Genomic DNA, 16,450 nt, shown 5'->3' with positions numbered 1-16,450 from the left:
GCGGCGCCTCCTCGTGACTCGTTCATCGGTCGCCGTGCACCAGCGTGGCGCGGCGTTCGGCCGGATCGTGCCCGGTCACCATGACGGTGACCTGTGTCGCCTCGAGTCGCTCCGGAACCTCGGCCGGGACCGGCCGCAGCGTCTCCGGCCGGTCGGTGGCGCGAAAGTCGGGCGGGAAGGGCGCGGCACGCTCGATCAGGCCCTGGTAGAACTCCAGCCACATCGCCCGGTCGAACGTGACCGCCGCGGTGAGACGGCCCCGGTAGCCGTAGAGGGCGACGAACCGGCGCTCCTCCACGGAGCCGTGCGCGATGACCACCTCGTCGGCGAAGGTCGGCACGCCGACGGACTTGATGCTGGTCCCGAACTGGTTGGACCAGAACACCGGCAGCGACAGGTGCGGCCAGCGGTGCGCCTGGTCGCTGAGCATGTTGTGCGCGGCGATCTCGGCCTGGGCGACCGCGTTGCCCCAGTGCTCGAGCGTCATGAACTGGAAGTTGTAGACCGGGTGGGGGAAGCGCGCGACGTCGCCCGCGACGAAGACGTCGTCGGTGACCAGGCCGTTGATGTCGACGGCGCGGCAGCCCGCGTCGCAGGCCACCCCCCACACGCCGGCGGCCAGCCCCGAGTCGCGCAGCCACTCGACATTGCGGATCGCTCCGAGCGCGACGACCGCGACGTCGGCCTCCACCGTGCTCCCGTCGGAGAGCCGCGCGGCGCGGAACCGGCCGTCCGCGTCGCCCTCCAGAGCCTCCACCGTGACGCCGCACCGCAGGTCCACCCCGTGCGCGCGCTGCATGTCGGCCGCGACGTCGCCGATCACGCCGCCCAGCGCGCCGACGAGCGGCGCCGGACCGCGTTCGACCACGGTCACCGGGAGATCCAGATCCCGGCAGACCGACGCGACCTCCGAGCCGGTGAACCCCGCGCCGATCACCAGCACCCGGCGTGGGCGGGCGGCGAGACGCTCCCGGAGGCTGGACGCCTCCTCGATCGTGCGCAGCGGGAGGACCCCGTCCAGCGCGGCCTCCTCCGGGTTCGGCCACGGCCGGGCGCGCGCACCCGTCGCGATCAGCACCCGGTCGAAGCCGACCTCCCGGCCGTCGGAGAGCCGCACCGTCCTGGCGGCCAGGTCGAGTCCGGCGGCGGCGACGCCGGGCAGCCATTCGGCGTCGACCTCGCGCAGGCGAGGGAGCAGGGTGTGATCTGCGGGCACCCGGCCGACCAGCACCTGCTTGGACAGCGGAGGACGGTCGTACGGCTCGTACGGCTCGTCCCCGATCAAGGTCAGCGAGCCGGTGAAGCCGTCGCGGCGGAGCACGCCCGCGGCCCGCGCTCCGGCCAGCGAGGCGCCGACGATCACGATCCGGCCGGTCTTCCGGAACCCGTCATCGACCGGAGGGGAGACGACCGCACCCGTCCTCATGCCCCGGTGCTGGGTCGCCATCCGGTCGAGGTGGATGGCCTGAACCGGGCAGGCCGCCGCCGCGCGCAGGACGTGCTCGCGCTGCGCCTCGTCCGCGTCGGTGTCGTACAGCAGCGCTTCCTCACCGTTCATGGTGAACACGTCCGGCGCGAGAAACGCGCACTGGCCGTACCCCTGACATCGTGTGAGATCGACGATCACCCGCACGGCGCACTCCCCCCTGTCGTGCGCGACCGCCCGGCGAACCCGGCTCCACACCGGCGCGGCGGCCTTCCCCGTTGTCCGTCCGAGACCTACCCCGCGTCCCAAGCGTTTAGGCAGGCCACGGGCGCGGAGCCAGGGCGACGGGGGACCGTCACCGGGAGGGCGCGACCAGGCCGGTCTCGTAGGCGATGATCACGAGCTGGACCCGGTCGCGGGCGTCCAGCTTGGTGAGCAGGCGCGTCACGTAGGTCTTGACGGTGGCGACGCTGATGATCAGTTCGGCCGCGATCTCGGTGTTGGACAGGCCGCGTCCGACGAGGGTCAGCACCTCGTGCTCCCGTTCGGTGATGCCGTCGAGCTTGCGCCGCCCGGGAGCGGGCCCCGGGCGGTCGGCGAACTCCTCGATCAGGCGGCGGGTGACACTCGGCGCGATCAGGCCGTCCCCGGCGGCGACGACGCGGATCGCGGCGAGGATGTCGTCCAGCGCCATGTCCTTGACGAGGAATCCGGCCGCGCCGGCGCGCAGCGCGCCGTAGACGTAGTCGTCATCGTCGAACGTGGTGAGGACGACGACGTGCGTCGAGCCGGGACCGCCGGTGATCTGCCGGGTGGCCTCGATCCCGTCCATGCCGGGCATGCGGATGTCCATCACGACGACATCCGGATCGAGGCTCTGGGTCAGCTCCACCGCCTCGGCACCGGTTCCGGCCTCTCCGACGACGTCGAGGTCGGGGGCGTCGGTGATGACCATCTGCAGTGCGGTGCGCACCAGCGGCTGGTCGTCGGCGAGAACAACGCGGACGGTCATGTCGCTCCTGTCGGTAGGGGGAGGCGGGCCGTCACGCGGAAGCCGCCTTCGGGTCGTGGTCCGGCGGTGAAGTCTCCGTGGAGCAGGGCGACGCGTTCGCGCATGCCGACCAGGCCGTAGCCGGTGCCGGGGGCGGCGCCGTGGCCGCGCCCGCCGTCGGCGACGTCGATGGCCAGGTCCTCGTCCTGGTAGTCGATGGACACTATGCAGGATCTGGTGTCGGCGTGGCGCACCACGTTGGTGACGGCCTCCTGGATGATCCGGAAGGCCGACAGGTCGACCTCCGGCGGGAGCGGGCGGGGCTCTCCCTGCCACCGCACGTCGACCCGGACGCCGGCGGCCGTGGTGGCCTCCGCCAGCCGGTCGAGGTCCGCCAGGCCGGGCAGATCGTGCAGCGGCGCCGCCTCCGATTCCGCCTGCCGGAGCGCGCCGAGCATCCGGCGCAGCCCGGACAGCGTGTCCCGGCTCGCGGTCTCGACCTCGCCGAGCGCCTCGCGGGCCCGGGTGGGCTGCGTGTCGATGACCCGCTTGGCCGCGCCGGCCTGCAGGGCGACGATGCCGATGGTGTGCGCGACCATGTCGTGCAGTTCGCGCGCGATCCGGAGCCGCTCGGCGGTGACGGCGTCGGCCACCGCGCGCGAACGCAGCGCCGCCGCATGCTCGCGGCGCTCGCGGAGCAGCCTCCCGGCCATGAAGGCCGTGGCGATGGCCAAGACGGCGATCTCGACGTTGGTCAGGAGGTCCTGCCGAGCCGAGAAGACGCCGATGGCGAGCACCTGCACGACGAGTGACAGCACGACGGCGGCGGTCGAGACCCGCGAGGTCCGGGTGGCGACGATGAACGCCACTGCCAGGTCCACCGCCAGAAACGGGAGAAACGGGGATCGGCCGCTCTGGTACCCAGGCCCGGCGAACGCGACGACGAAGACGCAGCCGAGGAGCATCATGACCAGCGCGAGCAGCGGGATCCGCCGGAGCACGCCGATCAGCAGGCTCATCGACAGCATCGCCGCGATGGCCTGGGAAGGGCTGTAGTACGGTTCGCTGCCCGAGCCGGCCACCTGTGACCAGGCGAGCGCGACCGGGAACAGGACGGCTCCGCCCCAGCCTGCGATTCCCCGAATCCTCATGCGACACCTGCCGGCAGGGGCAGGCGGGCCGTCACGCGGAAGCCGCCTTCGGGGCGTGGTCCGGCGGTGAAGTCCCCGTGCAGCAGGGCGACGCGTTCGCGCATGCCGACCAGGCCGTAGCCGGTGCCGGGGGCGGCGCCGTGGCCGCGCCCACCGTCGACGACCTCGACGGTCAGCTCTTCCTCCCGGCAGTCGATGGACACCACGCAGGATCTGGTGTCGGCGTGGCGCACCACGTTGGTGACGGCCTCCTGGATGATCCGGAAGGCCGACAGGTCGACCTCCGGTGGGAGGGGGCGGGGTTCTCCCCGCCACCGCACGTCGACCCGGACACCGGCGGCCGTGGTGGCCTCCGCCAGCCGATCGAGGTCCGCCAGGCCGGGGAGATCGTGCAGCGGCGCCGCCTCTGATTCCGCCTGCCGGAGCGCGCCGAGCATCCGGCGCAGCCCGGACAGCGTCTCCCGGCTCGATACCTCCACCGCTTTCAGGGCATCGCGGGCCCGGGTGGGCTGAGTGTCGATGACCCGTCGCGCCGCTCCGGCCTGCAGGGCGACGATGCCGATGTTGTGGGCCACCGCGTCGTGCAGCTCACGGGCGATGCGGAGCCGCTCGGAGGTCACCGCCTGCGTGGCGGCCTGGGCGCGCATGTCCTCGGCGTGCTCTCGCGCCTGGTGCGTCGAGTTGCCGATGAGCCAGGCGATGGCGGCGGTCATCGCCACGGCCAGCTCCGTCGAGGTGCCGATGATCCACCCGCACAGGAGCCGGAAGGCCAGGTACCCGCCCAGCGTGGCGAACGCCAGACCGGCCGCGGTGCGCGACGTCCGGCGTCGCCCGGTGGCCGCGATGAACCACAGGGCGACGTCGACGGAGAGGAACTGCGGCACCGGGATCGCGCCGACGCTCAGCGGGAGCGTCCCGAGGACGGAGCCGGCCAGCAACAGGCCGAGTGCCGTGAGCGGCCGCCGCCGCAGCAGGCCGCTGCCGATCAGCGTGAGCACGGTGGCCACCACCAGCATCGCCCGGCCGTCCCACCGGTAGAAGAGGACCCCGGCCTGGACCGAGGGCAGGCCCTCCCCGGGCAGCCGCTCGCGGATGAGAAACGTGAACACCGTGCCGGCGCACCAGGCCGCGGCCGTCCACACGCCCGGCGGAACGCGCCTGAGCAGGGGAGAAGAGGGCACGGCGGACATGCCCGAATCGTAACGGCGTGATCTCCATGGCGGCATCGGACCACGGGTGTACGACCACGGTCGGTACCAGGGCCCCGGGAATGCCGACGACGGCTCGATGTGCGGAGAGCCCGGCCCGCGACACCGTTGGCCGCGTGATCGAAGTGAGCGGACTGACGAAACGCTACGGCCCCAAGACGGCCGTCAACGGCCTGACCTTCACGGTGCGTCCAGGACATGTCACCGGGTTCCTCGGACCCAACGGCGCCGGTAAGAGCACGACGCTGCGGATGATCCTCGGGCTGAACGAGCCGACCAGCGGAACGGCCACCGTCGCCGGCCGCCCGTTCCGCGACCGCCCGCGCGGGCTGCGGCACGTCGGGGCGCTGCTCGACGCCCAGGACGTGCACGGCGGCCGCACCGCGTACGCACACCTGTCCGCCCTCGCCCGCGGCAACCGGATCCCACGGACCCGCGTGGACGAGGTCCTGCGGGAGGTGGGCCTGACCGAGGTCGCGCGCCGCCGCATCGGGGGCTTCTCCCTCGGCATGAGGCAGCGGCTCGGCATCGCCACCGCCCTGCTCGGCGACCCGCCCGTCCTGCTGTTCGACGAACCGATCAACGGCCTTGACCCCGAAGGGGTGCGATGGGTCCGCGGCCTGTTCCGGCGGCTGGCCGCCGAAGGCCGGACCGTGTTCGTCTCCAGCCACCTGATGAGCGAGATGGAGCACACCGCCGACCACCTCATCGTCATCGGCCGGGGAGAGCTGATCGCCGACGAGAGCCTGGCGGAGTTCGCGGCCCGCGGCACACCCCAGAGCGTGACCGTGCGCACTCCGGACGCCGCCTCGCTGACGGCCGTCCTGACCGCCGACGGCGCGGCCGTCCGGCCGGACGGCGATCGGGCGCTGACGGTCACCGGCCTGAGCGCCGCCCGCATCGGCGAGCTCGCCTTCCAGCACCGGATCATGCTCCACGAGCTCGCCCCCCGCATCGCCTCGCTGGAGGAGGCGTTCATGGAGCTCACCGCCGACAGCGTCGAATACCTCGCCGGAGATGCCCGATGACCGCACCGACCATCACCGCCCGCCCGGCCGTTACCGAGCCCCGCGCCCGGTTCCGCGACCTCCTCGCCGCCGAGTGGACCAAGCTCTGGTCCCTCCGCTCGACCTACTGGACCCTGCTCCTCAGCGGGCTCGCCATCATCGGGCTGAACGTGAACGCCGCCGTCGCCGACCACCACAACTGGCCGCGCTACGACGCCGACATCCGCGCCATCTTCGTTCCGATCTGGGCGATGCGCGACGCCTTCACGCAGATCGCCGGCCTGATGCTCATGCTCGCCGCCGGCAGCGTCGGCGCGATCACCATCACCGGCGAGTACGGAACCGGGCTGATCCGTACGACCTTCGCGGCCGTGCCGGCCCGCCGTTCGCTGGTGACGGCGAAGCTGATCGACGTGACGGTGGTCATGCTCGGCTACGGGACGGTCGTCGCGGGCGCCTCCTTCTGGGCGAGCCAGGCCATCCTGTCGGGCCGCGGCGTCGGCATGTCGATCGGCTACCCCGGAGCGTTCCAGGCGGTCGCGGCGTCGGCGGTGCTCGCGCCGGTGTGCGCGCTCGTCGGCATGGGCATCGGCGCGATCATCCGGCACAGCGCGGCGACCATGGTGGTCACCACGGCGGTGCTCCTGCTGCTCCCAATGTGCTTCACCGACCACTACCGCTGGACGGCCGACATCAAGCACGCGCTGCCCGCCATGGCCTGGGAACGCCTGATCGACCTCGGCTACGGACGCTTCGGCTTCACCGTCCGCCGTCCGACGACGACCACCGAGGCCTGGATCGTGCTGGCCCTGTGGGCGCTCGGCGCGGCGGCCGCCGCCATCACCGTCGTCCACCGCCGGGACGTCTGAACCCATGGGCTCCACTCTCATCGTCACCAACGACTTCCCGCCGCGTCTGGGCGGAATCGAGACGTTCGTCTACGAACTCGCGCGCCGCTTCCCGCCCGGCGAGGTGGTGGTCTACACGTCGTGTGAACCGGGCGGGGACCGGTTCGACGCCCGGCTGCCGTTCCCGGTGGTGCGTGACCGGGCCCGCACGCTGCTGCCGACGAGGACGGTGGCCGCGACGGCGGCCGCGCTGGTGAAGGGGTACGGATGCGACCGGGTGTGGTTCGGCGCCGCCGCGCCCCTGGGACTGCTCGCCGGGCCGCTCGGCCTGCCGTCGGTGGCCACCACGCACGGGCATGAGGTCTGGTGGGCGTCGTTGCCGGGGCCGCGGCAGGTGCTGCGCCGGATCGGCGACCAGGTGGGCACCGTCACCTATCTGACCGGGTACACGCGCCGGCGAATCGTCCGGGCGTTCGGACCACGGCCGCGCACGACCCGGCTGGTCCCGGGGGTGGACACGTCGGTGTTCCGCCCGGACGCCGACGGCGCGGTGATCCGGGAGCGGTACGGCCTCGGCGACCGGCCCGTCATCCTCAGCGTGTCACGGCTGGTGCCGCGCAAGGGGCAGGACCGGCTGATCCGGGCGCTCCCGCTGGTACGCCGTGCGGTGCCGGACACGATGCTGCTGATCGCCGGGGCCGGGCCGTACGAGGACCGGCTGCGCCGGCTCGCGGGGGAGGGGGTCGTGTTCGCGGGGCCGCATCCGCACGAGGCGCTGCCGCCGTTCTACGCGGCGGCGGACGTGTTCGCGCTGCCGTGCCGGAGCCGGCTGGGCGGGCTGGAGGTCGAAGGGCTGGGAATCGTGTTCCTGGAGGCGGCGGCGGCCGGCCTGCCGGTGCTGGCGGGGGATTCGGGCGGCGCCCCGGAGGCCGTTCGCGACGGGGAGACCGGGCATGTGGTGGACGGGCGCTCGGTGCCGGCCATCGCGGACCGGCTGATCGAGCTGCTGACCACTCCGGGGGCGATGGGCGAGAAGGGCCGCGCGTGGGTGCGGTCGGAGTGGAGCTGGGACCGCTCCTACGAACGCCTCCGCGATCTGCTGGAGCGCCCTGCCGGCCCCTGACCGGGACGTCACAGGGCGGCCGTGCCGAGGTCCCGCATCGGTACGCGATGCACGACGCGCTGCGGCGGAAGTGCGGCAGATCGCCGAGATCGCCACCCGGACCGACGATCCTGTCGCCGGCCGCTATCTTTGGCGATCAGATCCGCGTATGGAGTACGCGCCATGCCGGCTGATGGCGCCGCGGCAACGGTGAAAGGTGATCAGATGGTCGACCAGGCAAGGCTGATCGAGCGGAGCAAGTTCCTCCTGGAGAACGCGCGCTTCGTCACCCTCGCGACCCAAGGCGAGACGGGCCCGTGGGCCTCCACCGTGAACTATGTGCTGCTGGGATCGCCCGTGCGCCTCCTGTGGTACTCACTGCGCGAGGCCCGGCACTCACTCAATCTCGCCGCCGACCCACGCGCCTCGGGGTCGCTGTACCTGACCGGTCTGCCCGGCTTGGGCCTGGACGGGGCCCAGGTGACGGGCATCGTCCGCGAGGTGGGCCCGGACGCCCTTCCCGAGCACCACCGGCTCTACTACGAGCTGAACTTCCCGGATGAGACGGTCCGCCAGGAATGGCTGCTCCCGATCACGGAGTTCACGGGCGACGGCCCCCGCCGCTTCTACGTACTGGAGATCGACCAGTGGTGGCTCATGGACCTGGACCGGTGGCTCGAGGACAAACAAGACCACCGCATTGAGGTCCCGGTCGGCAAGCTCGACGCCTGACCATCACGCCGCCTGGCCGTCGTCACGACGAGCCTGCCGGCAGGGCACAGGGCCCACCCGGCGCCTGCCCCGGTCCCCGGCCTGATCGGGGTACCGGGGCAGGCGCCGGGTGGGCGCCCCTCGTGTGAACGGCTCAGGCGACGATGCGGAAAGGGTTCTCCAGCAGTTCGGCCAGCTGACCGAGGAACTTCGCGCCGGTTGCGCCGTCGCAGGCGCGATGGTCGACCGACAGTGTCAGGGTGAGCCGGTCGCGGGCCGTGAACTCGCCGTCGTCGCCGACCACGACGTCCTTGCGCGTCGCGCCGACCGCGAGGATCGCGGCCTCCGGCGGGTTGATGACCGCGGTGAAGGAGTCGACGCCGAACATCCCGAGGTTGCTCACCGTGAAGGTGCCGCCGGACATCTCCTGGGGGGTGAGGCGCTGCTCGCGCGCCCGCCCGGCCAGCTCGCGGGTATCCGCGCCGATCTGCGACACGCTCTTGCGGTCCGCGTCGCGGATCACCGGGACCACGAGCCCGTCGTCCAGCGCGACGGCCACGCCGACGTTCACGCGCTTGTGCACGAGGAGGTTGTCCTCGGTGAACGAGACGTTCAGCACCGGGTTCGCCCGCAGCGCCGTGGCGCACGCCTTGACGATGAGGTCGTTGACGCTGACCTTGGCCGGGGACAGCGCCTCGTTCAGTGTCTTGCGGAAGGCCAGCAGCGCGCCGACGTCGACGATCCGCGTCAGGTAGAAGTGCGGCGTCGTCTGCATGCTCTCGGTGAGCCGACGGGCGGTGACCTTCCGGATCCGGCTCAGCGGCACCCGCTCGACGTCTGGGTCCTCGGCCACCGCGGGCGCCGCAGGGGAGGGGACCTGCGGGGCCGCCGGGGCCGGGGCGCTCTTGAGCGCGGACTCGATGTCGGCGCGGACGATCCGGCCGCCAGGGCCGGAGCCGGTCAGGGCCGTGAGGTCGATGTCGTTCTCCCGCGCGAGCCGGCGGGCGAGCGGGGAGGACGGCGGGCGGGAGCGGGCGCCGTCCGAGGTCGCGGTGCCGGCGGCCTCGGCGGCCTGCGCGGGCACGGTCGCGGGAGCGGCGCCGTTCGCGGCCGGGGCCGGCGCGTCCGTCACGGTGGCCGGCGGCGCGGCGACCTGGCCGTTCGCGGCGGAGGTCTCGGCGGCGGACGCCGGCCGCGCGGCGGGGACGGTCTCACCCTCCGCGACGAGGGTCGCGATCGGCGCGCCGATGGAAGCGGTCTCGCCCTCGGCGACCAGGATCTCGCCGAGCACGCCGTCCTCGTACGCCTCGTACTCCATCAGGGCCTTGTCGGTCTCGATGTCGACGAGGGCGTCCCCGGCGGTCACCTTGTCGCCGGGCTTCTTGTGCCACGCGCTGACGACGCCTTCCTCCATGGTGTCGGAGAGGCGGGGCATGAGTATCTCGGGCATGGATCTTCCTAACGGCCGGTCGCGCGGACGGTGTCGCGCACGGCGGTGACGAGCGATTCGGCCGACGGCAGGGCGGCCAGTTCGAGCGGCTTGGAATAGGGGAGCGGCACCTCGGCCATGGCGACCCGGCGGACCGGCGCGTCGAGCCAGTCGAAGGCGCCCTCCTGGATCGTCGCGGCGATCTCGGCGCCGATGCCGTACGTCAGCCAGTCGTCCTCGGCCACCACGGCGCAGCCGGTCCGGCGGACGGACTCGACGACGGTCTCCCGGTCGAGCGGGCGCAGGCTGCGCAGGTCGACGATCTCGGCGGAGATGCCGTCGGTGGCCAGCTTCTCCGCGGCCTCGGCAGCGACGTGTGCCATCCGCGAGTACGCGACGATGGTCACGTCGGTGCCCGGCCGGGTGACGGCGGCCCGGCCGATCTCCGCCGGCTCCAGGTCGTCGGGCACCTCGCCGCGGGTGTTGTACAGCGCGAGGTTCTCCAGGAACAGCACCGGGTCGTCGTCGCGGATCGCCGCCCGCAGCATCGCCGAGGCCTCGGCGGGCGTGCTGGGGGCGAGGACCTTCAGGCCCGGGATGAAGGAGTAGAACAGCTCGACGTTCTGCGAGTGCGTGGCGCCGAGCTGCTGTCCGCCGCCCCCGGGCGTGCGGATCACCATCGGCACGTTGCACTGGCCGCCGAACATGCCGTAGATCTTCGCCGCGTGGTTGACGATCTGGTCCAGCGCCAGCAGCGAGAAGTTGATCGTCATGATCTCCACGACGGGGCGCAGACCGAGCATGGCGGCGCCGATCGCGGCGCCGACGAAGCCCTCCTCGGCGATCGGGGTGTCGCGGACGCGCCGGGGCCCGAACTCCGTGAGCAGCCCCTCAGTGATCTTGTACGAGCCCTCGAAGACGCCGATCTCCTCGCCCATGACGAAGACGTTCTCGTCGCGCAGCATTTCGTCGCGCAGGGTGTCCCGGAGGGCCTGGCGGTAGGTCATGGTCGCCATGTGAATCTCCTCAGAAGACCGGGTCCGCCGGCAGGCGGCGGGACTCGCCGCGCACCGGGGTGGCGTAGGTGTAGTCGAACAGCGTCGACACGTCCGGGTACGGACTGTCGTCGGCGAACGCGGCCGCGTCGTCGACCTCGGCCTTCACCTCGGCGTCCAGCTTCTCACGGGTCTCCGCGTCCAGGACGCCGGCCTCCTCCAGCTCCAGCGCGAAGTGCGCGAGCGGGTCGGCGGCCTTCAGGGCCTCCTTGTCCTCCGCCGTGCGGTAGCGGGCCGGGTCGACGACCGAGTGGCCGCGCAGGCGGGGGCTGGTCGTCTCCAGCAGGAACGGCTTGCTCTCGCTCCGCGCCCGCTCGACCGCCTCGCGGGCGGCCTCCCGTACGGCGACGGCGTCGGTGCCGTCGACGCGGGCGCTCTCCATGCGGTACGCCGAGGCCCGGCGGTACAGCTCCGGCTCGGCCGAGGACGCCTCGACCGTGGTGCCCATGCCCAGGCCGTTGTTGACGACCACGAAGACGATGGGCAGGTCCCAGAGGGCGGCCATGTTCAGCGACTCGTGGAACGCCCCGATGTTGGTCGTCCCGTCGCCCATCTGGCACATGACGACCTCGTCGCCGCCCTTGTACGACACGGCGAGCGCCGCGCCGGTGGCGAGGGGGAGCTGGCCGCCGACGATGCCGTACCCGCCGAGCAGCCGCGCCTCCAGGTCGAACATGTGCATCGAGCCGCCCCAGCCCTTGGAGACGCCGGTGCTGCGGCCGTACAGCTCGGCCATGACCCGGCGGGCGTCGATGCCGCGCGCCAGGGCGTACCCGTGTTCACGGTAGTTCGTGAACAGGTAGTCACGGGGCTCCAGCGCCGCCATCAGCCCGGTGACGGTCGCCTCCTCACCGAGGTTGAGGTGACAGTAGCCACCGATCTTCGCTTCGGTGTAGGCCCGCGCGGCGCGTTCCTCGAACCTGCGTATCAGCAGCATCTGGCGGTAGTACGCGACGAGCGTCTCCGGCTCCGGTCGCGCCTTCCGGGTCCGAGCCCGGCGTGCCGGGGTCCTCGTCCTGGTGTCACCCATCGAGGTCTTCCCTTCGTGCTCGGGCGCGTGCGTTGGGGTTCCCACGACGTGCGCCCATACAATCAGGAGGCGATCTATGATCGATCATAGATCAGTCATAATAGGGTTCGAGCACGTAAGTGGCGGCTACTATTGAGTAACATGAAGGCCACTCCCGCGCTGGTGCGCACCGGCCTCGGCGACCAGATCCGCCAGGTGCTCATCGACGGCATCACCTCCGGCCGGTGGGCCCCGGGTGAGCGTATCGTTGAGCGCCGCATCGCCGCCGAACTGGGCGTCAGCCAGGCGCCCGTCCGAGAGGCGCTGCGTCATCTCGAGGCCCTGCGGCTGATCGAGACGTTGCCCAACCGGGGCGCCAGAGTGCGCGATTTCACAGATGAGGATCTCGCCGAGGTCTTCCCCGTCCGCGCCGGCCTGGAGGAGACCGCCGCCGACCTCGCCGTCCACCGGATGGCCGGCCAGGTCGACGCGCTGGAGGCCCACATCGCGCGCCTCGCGGCCGCCACCGACCCGGGCGAGGTCATGCGGCACAGCATCGCGTTCCACCGCGAGATCGTCGAGGCGTCCGGCAACCGTTTGCTGCGCTCGGTGTGGCAGTCACTGGGCATCGAGGTCTGGACGACCCTGTCCCTGCGACGCCGGGGCACCGAGCTGTGCGGCAAGGCCGCCGAGCACACCGACATCACCGAGGCGTTCCGCCGGTGCGACCCCGCCGTCGGCCGCATGGTCCACGCCCACGTCATGAGCTACGCACCCTGACGTCGGCCTCATCCACTCGCCGCGTGCGCGAGGCCACGCCGCCGTCGGCCACGAAATCGGTATCGAGGATGAAAGTATCCTGGTGCCATGCGGTTGACGAAGTTCAGCGACCTCGCCCTGCGCGTCGCCATGCTGCTGGCCGTGGCGAAAGAGGGGGAGACGCCCACCGCCCGTGAGGTCGCCGACGCCGTTGCCGCGCCGTACAGCCACGTGGCCAAGGTGGTGAGCCGGCTGCAGCACCTCGGCGTGCTGGAGGCCAGGCGCGGCAGGGGCGGCGGGCTCGTGCTCACCGGCTTCGGCCGCGACGCGTCGGTCGGATGGCTGGTGCGGGAGCTGGAGGGCCCCGGCGAGGTCGTCGGATGCGAGGACGCGCCGCCCTGCCCCCTGCGGGCCACCTGCCGGCTGCGCGGAGCCCTGCGCCGGGCACAGGAGGCCTTCTACGCCGCGCTGGATCCGGTGACGATCCGCGAACTTGTCGCCGCCCCCACGGAGTCGACGCTGGTCAGGCTGCTGACCTCCCGCCCGGTGTAATCCATGTCTCAGGGCAGGTCGCGAGGTCGGACCTTATAATACGAATGTCAGATGCGTATTTGAAAGGTCCGTCATGCTGTCTGAGAAATCTGCCGCCGTTGTGCGCGCGACCCTGCCGGCCGTCGGCGGGGCGGTCGACGAGATCACCCCGCTCTTCTATCGGAGGATGTTCTCCGCCCACCCGGAGTTCCTGACCGACCTGTTCAACCGGGGCAATCAGGCGAACGGGACTCAGAGCAGGGCCCTCGCCGGGGCGATCGCCGCCTTCGCCGGGACGCTCCTGGCGCACCCGGACCAGCGGCCTGACACGATGCTCACCCGGATCGCGAACAAGCACGTGTCGCTCGGCATCACCGCTGACCAGTACACGATCGTCCACCGGCACCTGTTCGCCGCGATCGCCGACGTCCTCGGCGACGCCGTCACACCGGAGGTCGTAGCCGCCTGGGACGAGGTCTACTGGCTGATGGCGGGCGCTCTGATCGCGCTGGAAGGCCGGCTGTACGCGGAGGCCGGCGTCGCCAACGGCGACGTCTGGCGACCGTGGAAGGTCGTCGGCCGCATCGAGGAGACGCCCGAGGTGGCGACCTTCATGCTGCGCCCGGCCGACAACGCCCCGAGCCCGCCGTTCCGCCCCGGGCAGTACGTCTCCGTGCGGGCCCTGCTGCCCGACGGAGCCCGCCAGATCCGCCAGTACAGCCTGTCCTGCGCCCCGAACGGAACCGACCGGTGGATCTCGGTGAAACGCATCGCCGGCGCCGCCGGCTCGCCCGACGGCGAGGTCTCCAACTGGCTGCACACCGACGTCCGGGAGGGCGACGTGCTGACCGTCAGCCTGCCCGCCGGCGATACGGTCCTGGACGACGGTGACTCGCCGCTGGTGCTGGCGTCGGCGGGCATCGGCAGCACCCCGATGATCAGCATGCTGGCCCACCTCGCCGCCACCGGGTCCACCCGCCGGGTGATCACCGTCCACGCCGATCGCTCCGAGCGCGCCCACGCCTTCCGCACCGATCTGGGACGGCTCGTCGGCAAACTGCCCCGCGCCGAGGCGTACGTCTGGTACGAGCGGCCCGAGGGACCCTGGCCGGCGGACCGTACGGGCCTGGCCGACCTGTCGGTCATCGAGATCACCGAGGACACCCGCGCCTACCTGTGCGGACCGGTGCCCTTCATGCGCTCCGTCCGCGCGCAGCTCCTCGACCGTGGCGTTCCGGCGCCCCGGATCCACTACGAGGCGTTCGGTCCCGACCTGGGACTGGTGACCGCTGCCTGACGGCGACGGCGAGACCGGAGACCGGAGACCGTCCGAGGCTCCTTCTAGGATCGAGTACATGGGGCGCCCCAATGACGACGTCGCGGCTCTGTTCCAGGAGTTCGCCGACCTGCTCTCGATCACCGGTGAGGCGGCGTACAAGGTGCGCGCCTACGAGAAGGCCGCCCGCGCCATCGGCGGCCACCCCGAGGACGTCACGCGGCTCGACCTCAAGGGCCTGCGGAAGATCCCCAACGTCGGTGAGGCGATCGCCAAGAAGATCCTCGACTACCAGCAGACCGGCACGATCCGGCAGCTGGAGGCGTTGCGCGAGCGCATCCCGGCGGGCGTGCGGGCACTGACCGCCATCCCGACCCTCGGGCCGAAGAAGGCGATGGTGCTGTACGAGGAGCTGGGCATCTCCTCGGTCGAGCAGCTCGCCGAGGCGATCCCGGCCGGTCGCCTGAACGGCCTCAAGGGCTTCGGCGCCAAGACCGAGGAGAACATCCTCCACGGCATCGAGCTGATGCGGCACGCGGGGGAGCGGGCGCTCGTCGACCTCGCCACCGACCTCGCCGAGGAGATCGTCGCCGCGCTGTCCCCGCTCGCCGGGCGCTGCGCGTACGCCGGTTCGCTGCGGCGATGCCGGGAAACGGTCGGCGACATCGACATCCTCGCCACGGCCGACGACTCCGGACCGCTGATGGCGGCGTTCATCGCCCTGCCGTTCGTCACCGAGGTGATCGGCAGCGGTGAGACCAAGACCTCCGTGCGTACGGTCAAGGGACTCCAGGTCGACCTGCGCGTCGTGCCGCCGGAGGCGTGGGGCGCGGCCCTGCAATACTTCACCGGATCGAAGGCGCACAACGTCCGCACCCGCGAGATCGCCGTCCGCGCCGGGCTGAAGCTGTCGGAGTACGGCCTGTTCTCGGTCGAGACCGGCGAGCTGATCGTCTCCGCCACCGAGGAGGACGTCTACGCCCGGCTCGGGCTCCCGTGGATCCCGCCGCCGCTGCGCGAGGACGAAGGGGAGATCGAGGCGGCGCTGCGCGGGGAGTTGCCCCACCTGGTCGAGCTCGCCGACCTGCGCGGTGACCTGCACACCCACACCGACCTGACCGACGGCGTCGCCTCGCTGGAGGACATGGTCGCCGCCGCGGCCGAGCGCGGCAACGAGTACTACGCGATCACCGACCACGCGCCGAACCTGTTCATGCAGCGCATGACGGACGAGAAGATGCTCGCCCAGCGCGAGGCCGTGCGCGCCCTGCAGGACCGCTGTCCGGACATGACGCTGCTGCACGGCACCGAGCTGAACATCGACCCCGACGGCGAGGTCGACTGGCCGGCGGAGTTCCTGGCAGGTTTCGACGTCTGCGTCGCGTCGGTCCACTCCCACTTCACCCAGGACCGGGAGGCCATGACCCGGCGGCTCGTCCGCGCAGTGGAGAACCCGCACGTTCACGTCCTCGGCCACCCCACCGCCCGCAGCATCGGCCGCCGCGCCCCGGTCGACGCCGACTGGGACGCCGTGTTCGCGGCCTGCGCCCGGTCCCGGACGATCCTGGAGATCGACGCCTTTCCCGACCGGCTCGACCTGCCCGCCGACCTCATCCGGCACGCCCGGCGGCACGGCGTGAAGTTCGCCATCGACAGCGACGCCCACGCCCCCGGCCACTTCGGTAACCTTCGCTACGCCGTCGGCACGGCCCAGCGCGGCTGGCTCACCCCGGACGACGTCGTCAACACCTGGCCCCTCGAACGCCTGCGCGCCTACCTTAACGCCGGCTGACTTCACGAATGCGTGCCGCCGACGCGGCGGTGGTGTGTATATTGCCGAGGACCTGGATGATCGCCCCGTGGTTTGATCGGCTATGGTGCCTCCGTTCGATGAGAACGGAGCGGATCTTCTTGCGTGGAGGTATCGACCTTAACGGGCGAATCGGC

General features: G+C 71.8%; 15 protein-coding genes. 8 read left to right on the top strand and 7 right to left on the bottom strand.

The genetic code is table 11. The annotated features are described in order from the left end of the window. Positions 1–22 precede the first annotated feature (22 nt). The 4 genes from NE236_RS23325 to NE236_RS23310 all read right to left on the bottom strand — a co-directional run bounded on the left by NE236_RS23325 (position 23) and on the right by NE236_RS23310 (position 4,758). Complete coding sequence (locus tag NE236_RS23325; protein ID WP_308209147.1) at positions 23–1,627, bottom strand: FAD-dependent oxidoreductase; 1,605 nt, start codon at positions 1,625–1,627, stop codon at positions 23–25. Between the two features lie 154 nt (positions 1,628–1,781). Then, a complete protein-coding gene (locus NE236_RS23320; RefSeq protein WP_252844211.1) occupies positions 1,782–2,438 on the bottom strand; it encodes a response regulator in 657 nt (218 codons plus the stop codon). Continuing rightward, positions 2,435–3,568 (bottom strand): sensor histidine kinase, encoded by a 1,134-nt coding sequence (locus tag NE236_RS23315; protein WP_252844209.1) that lies wholly within the window; start codon positions 3,566–3,568, stop codon positions 2,435–2,437. The genes NE236_RS23320 and NE236_RS23315 overlap by 4 nt, the downstream gene beginning before the upstream one ends. Beyond that, complete coding sequence (locus NE236_RS23310; protein ID WP_252844207.1) at positions 3,565–4,758, bottom strand: sensor histidine kinase; 1,194 nt, start codon at positions 4,756–4,758, stop codon at positions 3,565–3,567. The genes NE236_RS23315 and NE236_RS23310 overlap by 4 nt, the downstream gene beginning before the upstream one ends. Before the next feature lie 134 nt (positions 4,759–4,892). Here NE236_RS23310 and NE236_RS23305 point away from each other — a divergent pair, with 134 nt between their 5' ends. From NE236_RS23305 to NE236_RS23290, 4 genes are all read left to right on the top strand, one after another. Beyond that, on the top strand, positions 4,893–5,804 hold the full coding sequence (locus NE236_RS23305; RefSeq protein WP_252844205.1) for an ABC transporter ATP-binding protein: 912 nt from the start codon (positions 4,893–4,895) through the stop codon (positions 5,802–5,804). Beyond that, complete coding sequence (locus NE236_RS23300) at positions 5,801–6,652, top strand: hypothetical protein (RefSeq protein ID WP_252844204.1); 852 nt, start codon at positions 5,801–5,803, stop codon at positions 6,650–6,652. Before NE236_RS23305 ends, NE236_RS23300 begins: the two co-directional genes overlap by 4 nt. Before the next feature lie 4 nt (positions 6,653–6,656). Further along, positions 6,657–7,754 (top strand): glycosyltransferase family 4 protein, encoded by a 1,098-nt coding sequence (locus tag NE236_RS23295; protein WP_252844203.1) that lies wholly within the window; start codon positions 6,657–6,659, stop codon positions 7,752–7,754. Between the two features lie 204 nt (positions 7,755–7,958). Beyond that, the gene (locus tag NE236_RS23290) at positions 7,959–8,465 is read left to right on the top strand and encodes a pyridoxamine 5'-phosphate oxidase family protein (protein ID WP_252844201.1); all 507 of its coding nucleotides are present in this window, start codon (positions 7,959–7,961) and stop codon (positions 8,463–8,465) included. A gap of 133 nt (positions 8,466–8,598) precedes the next feature. On the opposite strand, the gene NE236_RS23285 is transcribed toward NE236_RS23290, so the two are convergent. From NE236_RS23285 to pdhA, 3 genes are read right to left on the bottom strand one after another with little or no spacing between them, the layout of a single operon-like run. After that, complete coding sequence (locus tag NE236_RS23285) at positions 8,599–9,894, bottom strand: dihydrolipoamide acetyltransferase family protein (RefSeq protein ID WP_252844200.1); 1,296 nt, start codon at positions 9,892–9,894, stop codon at positions 8,599–8,601. An 8-nt stretch (positions 9,895–9,902) separates the two neighbouring features. Continuing rightward, positions 9,903–10,889 (bottom strand): alpha-ketoacid dehydrogenase subunit beta, encoded by a 987-nt coding sequence (locus NE236_RS23280; protein WP_252844198.1) that lies wholly within the window; start codon positions 10,887–10,889, stop codon positions 9,903–9,905. Positions 10,890–10,899: 10 nt separating this feature from the next. Beyond that, entirely contained in the window at positions 10,900–11,958 is a 1,059-nt protein-coding gene (pdhA, locus tag NE236_RS23275; protein ID WP_252844197.1) for a pyruvate dehydrogenase (acetyl-transferring) E1 component subunit alpha, read from the bottom strand. Between the two features lie 141 nt (positions 11,959–12,099). On the opposite strand from pdhA, the gene NE236_RS23270 reads away from it, so the two are divergent. From NE236_RS23270 to polX, 4 genes are all read left to right on the top strand, one after another. After that, complete coding sequence (locus tag NE236_RS23270) at positions 12,100–12,717, top strand: GntR family transcriptional regulator (protein WP_252844196.1); 618 nt, start codon at positions 12,100–12,102, stop codon at positions 12,715–12,717. 87 nt (positions 12,718–12,804) lie between these two features. After that, positions 12,805–13,248 carry an RrF2 family transcriptional regulator gene (locus tag NE236_RS23265; protein ID WP_252844194.1) on the top strand — a complete coding sequence of 148 codons (444 nt, stop codon included), beginning with the start codon at positions 12,805–12,807 and terminating at the stop codon, positions 13,246–13,248. Positions 13,249–13,321: 73 nt separating this feature from the next. After that, positions 13,322–14,524 carry a globin domain-containing protein gene (locus NE236_RS23260; protein WP_252844191.1) on the top strand — a complete coding sequence of 401 codons (1,203 nt, stop codon included), beginning with the start codon at positions 13,322–13,324 and terminating at the stop codon, positions 14,522–14,524. A gap of 58 nt (positions 14,525–14,582) precedes the next feature. Continuing rightward, on the top strand, positions 14,583–16,295 hold the full coding sequence (gene polX / locus NE236_RS23255; protein ID WP_252844189.1) for a DNA polymerase/3'-5' exonuclease PolX: 1,713 nt from the start codon (positions 14,583–14,585) through the stop codon (positions 16,293–16,295). The last annotated feature ends 155 nt before the right edge of the window (positions 16,296–16,450 follow it).

Source organism: Actinoallomurus purpureus, from assembly GCF_024055795.1.
GTDB lineage: Bacteria > Actinomycetota > Actinomycetes > Streptosporangiales > Streptosporangiaceae > Actinoallomurus > Actinoallomurus purpureus.
The sequence above is the reverse complement of the archived record's forward strand: the minus strand, read 5'-3'. Positions and strand labels throughout refer to the sequence as shown.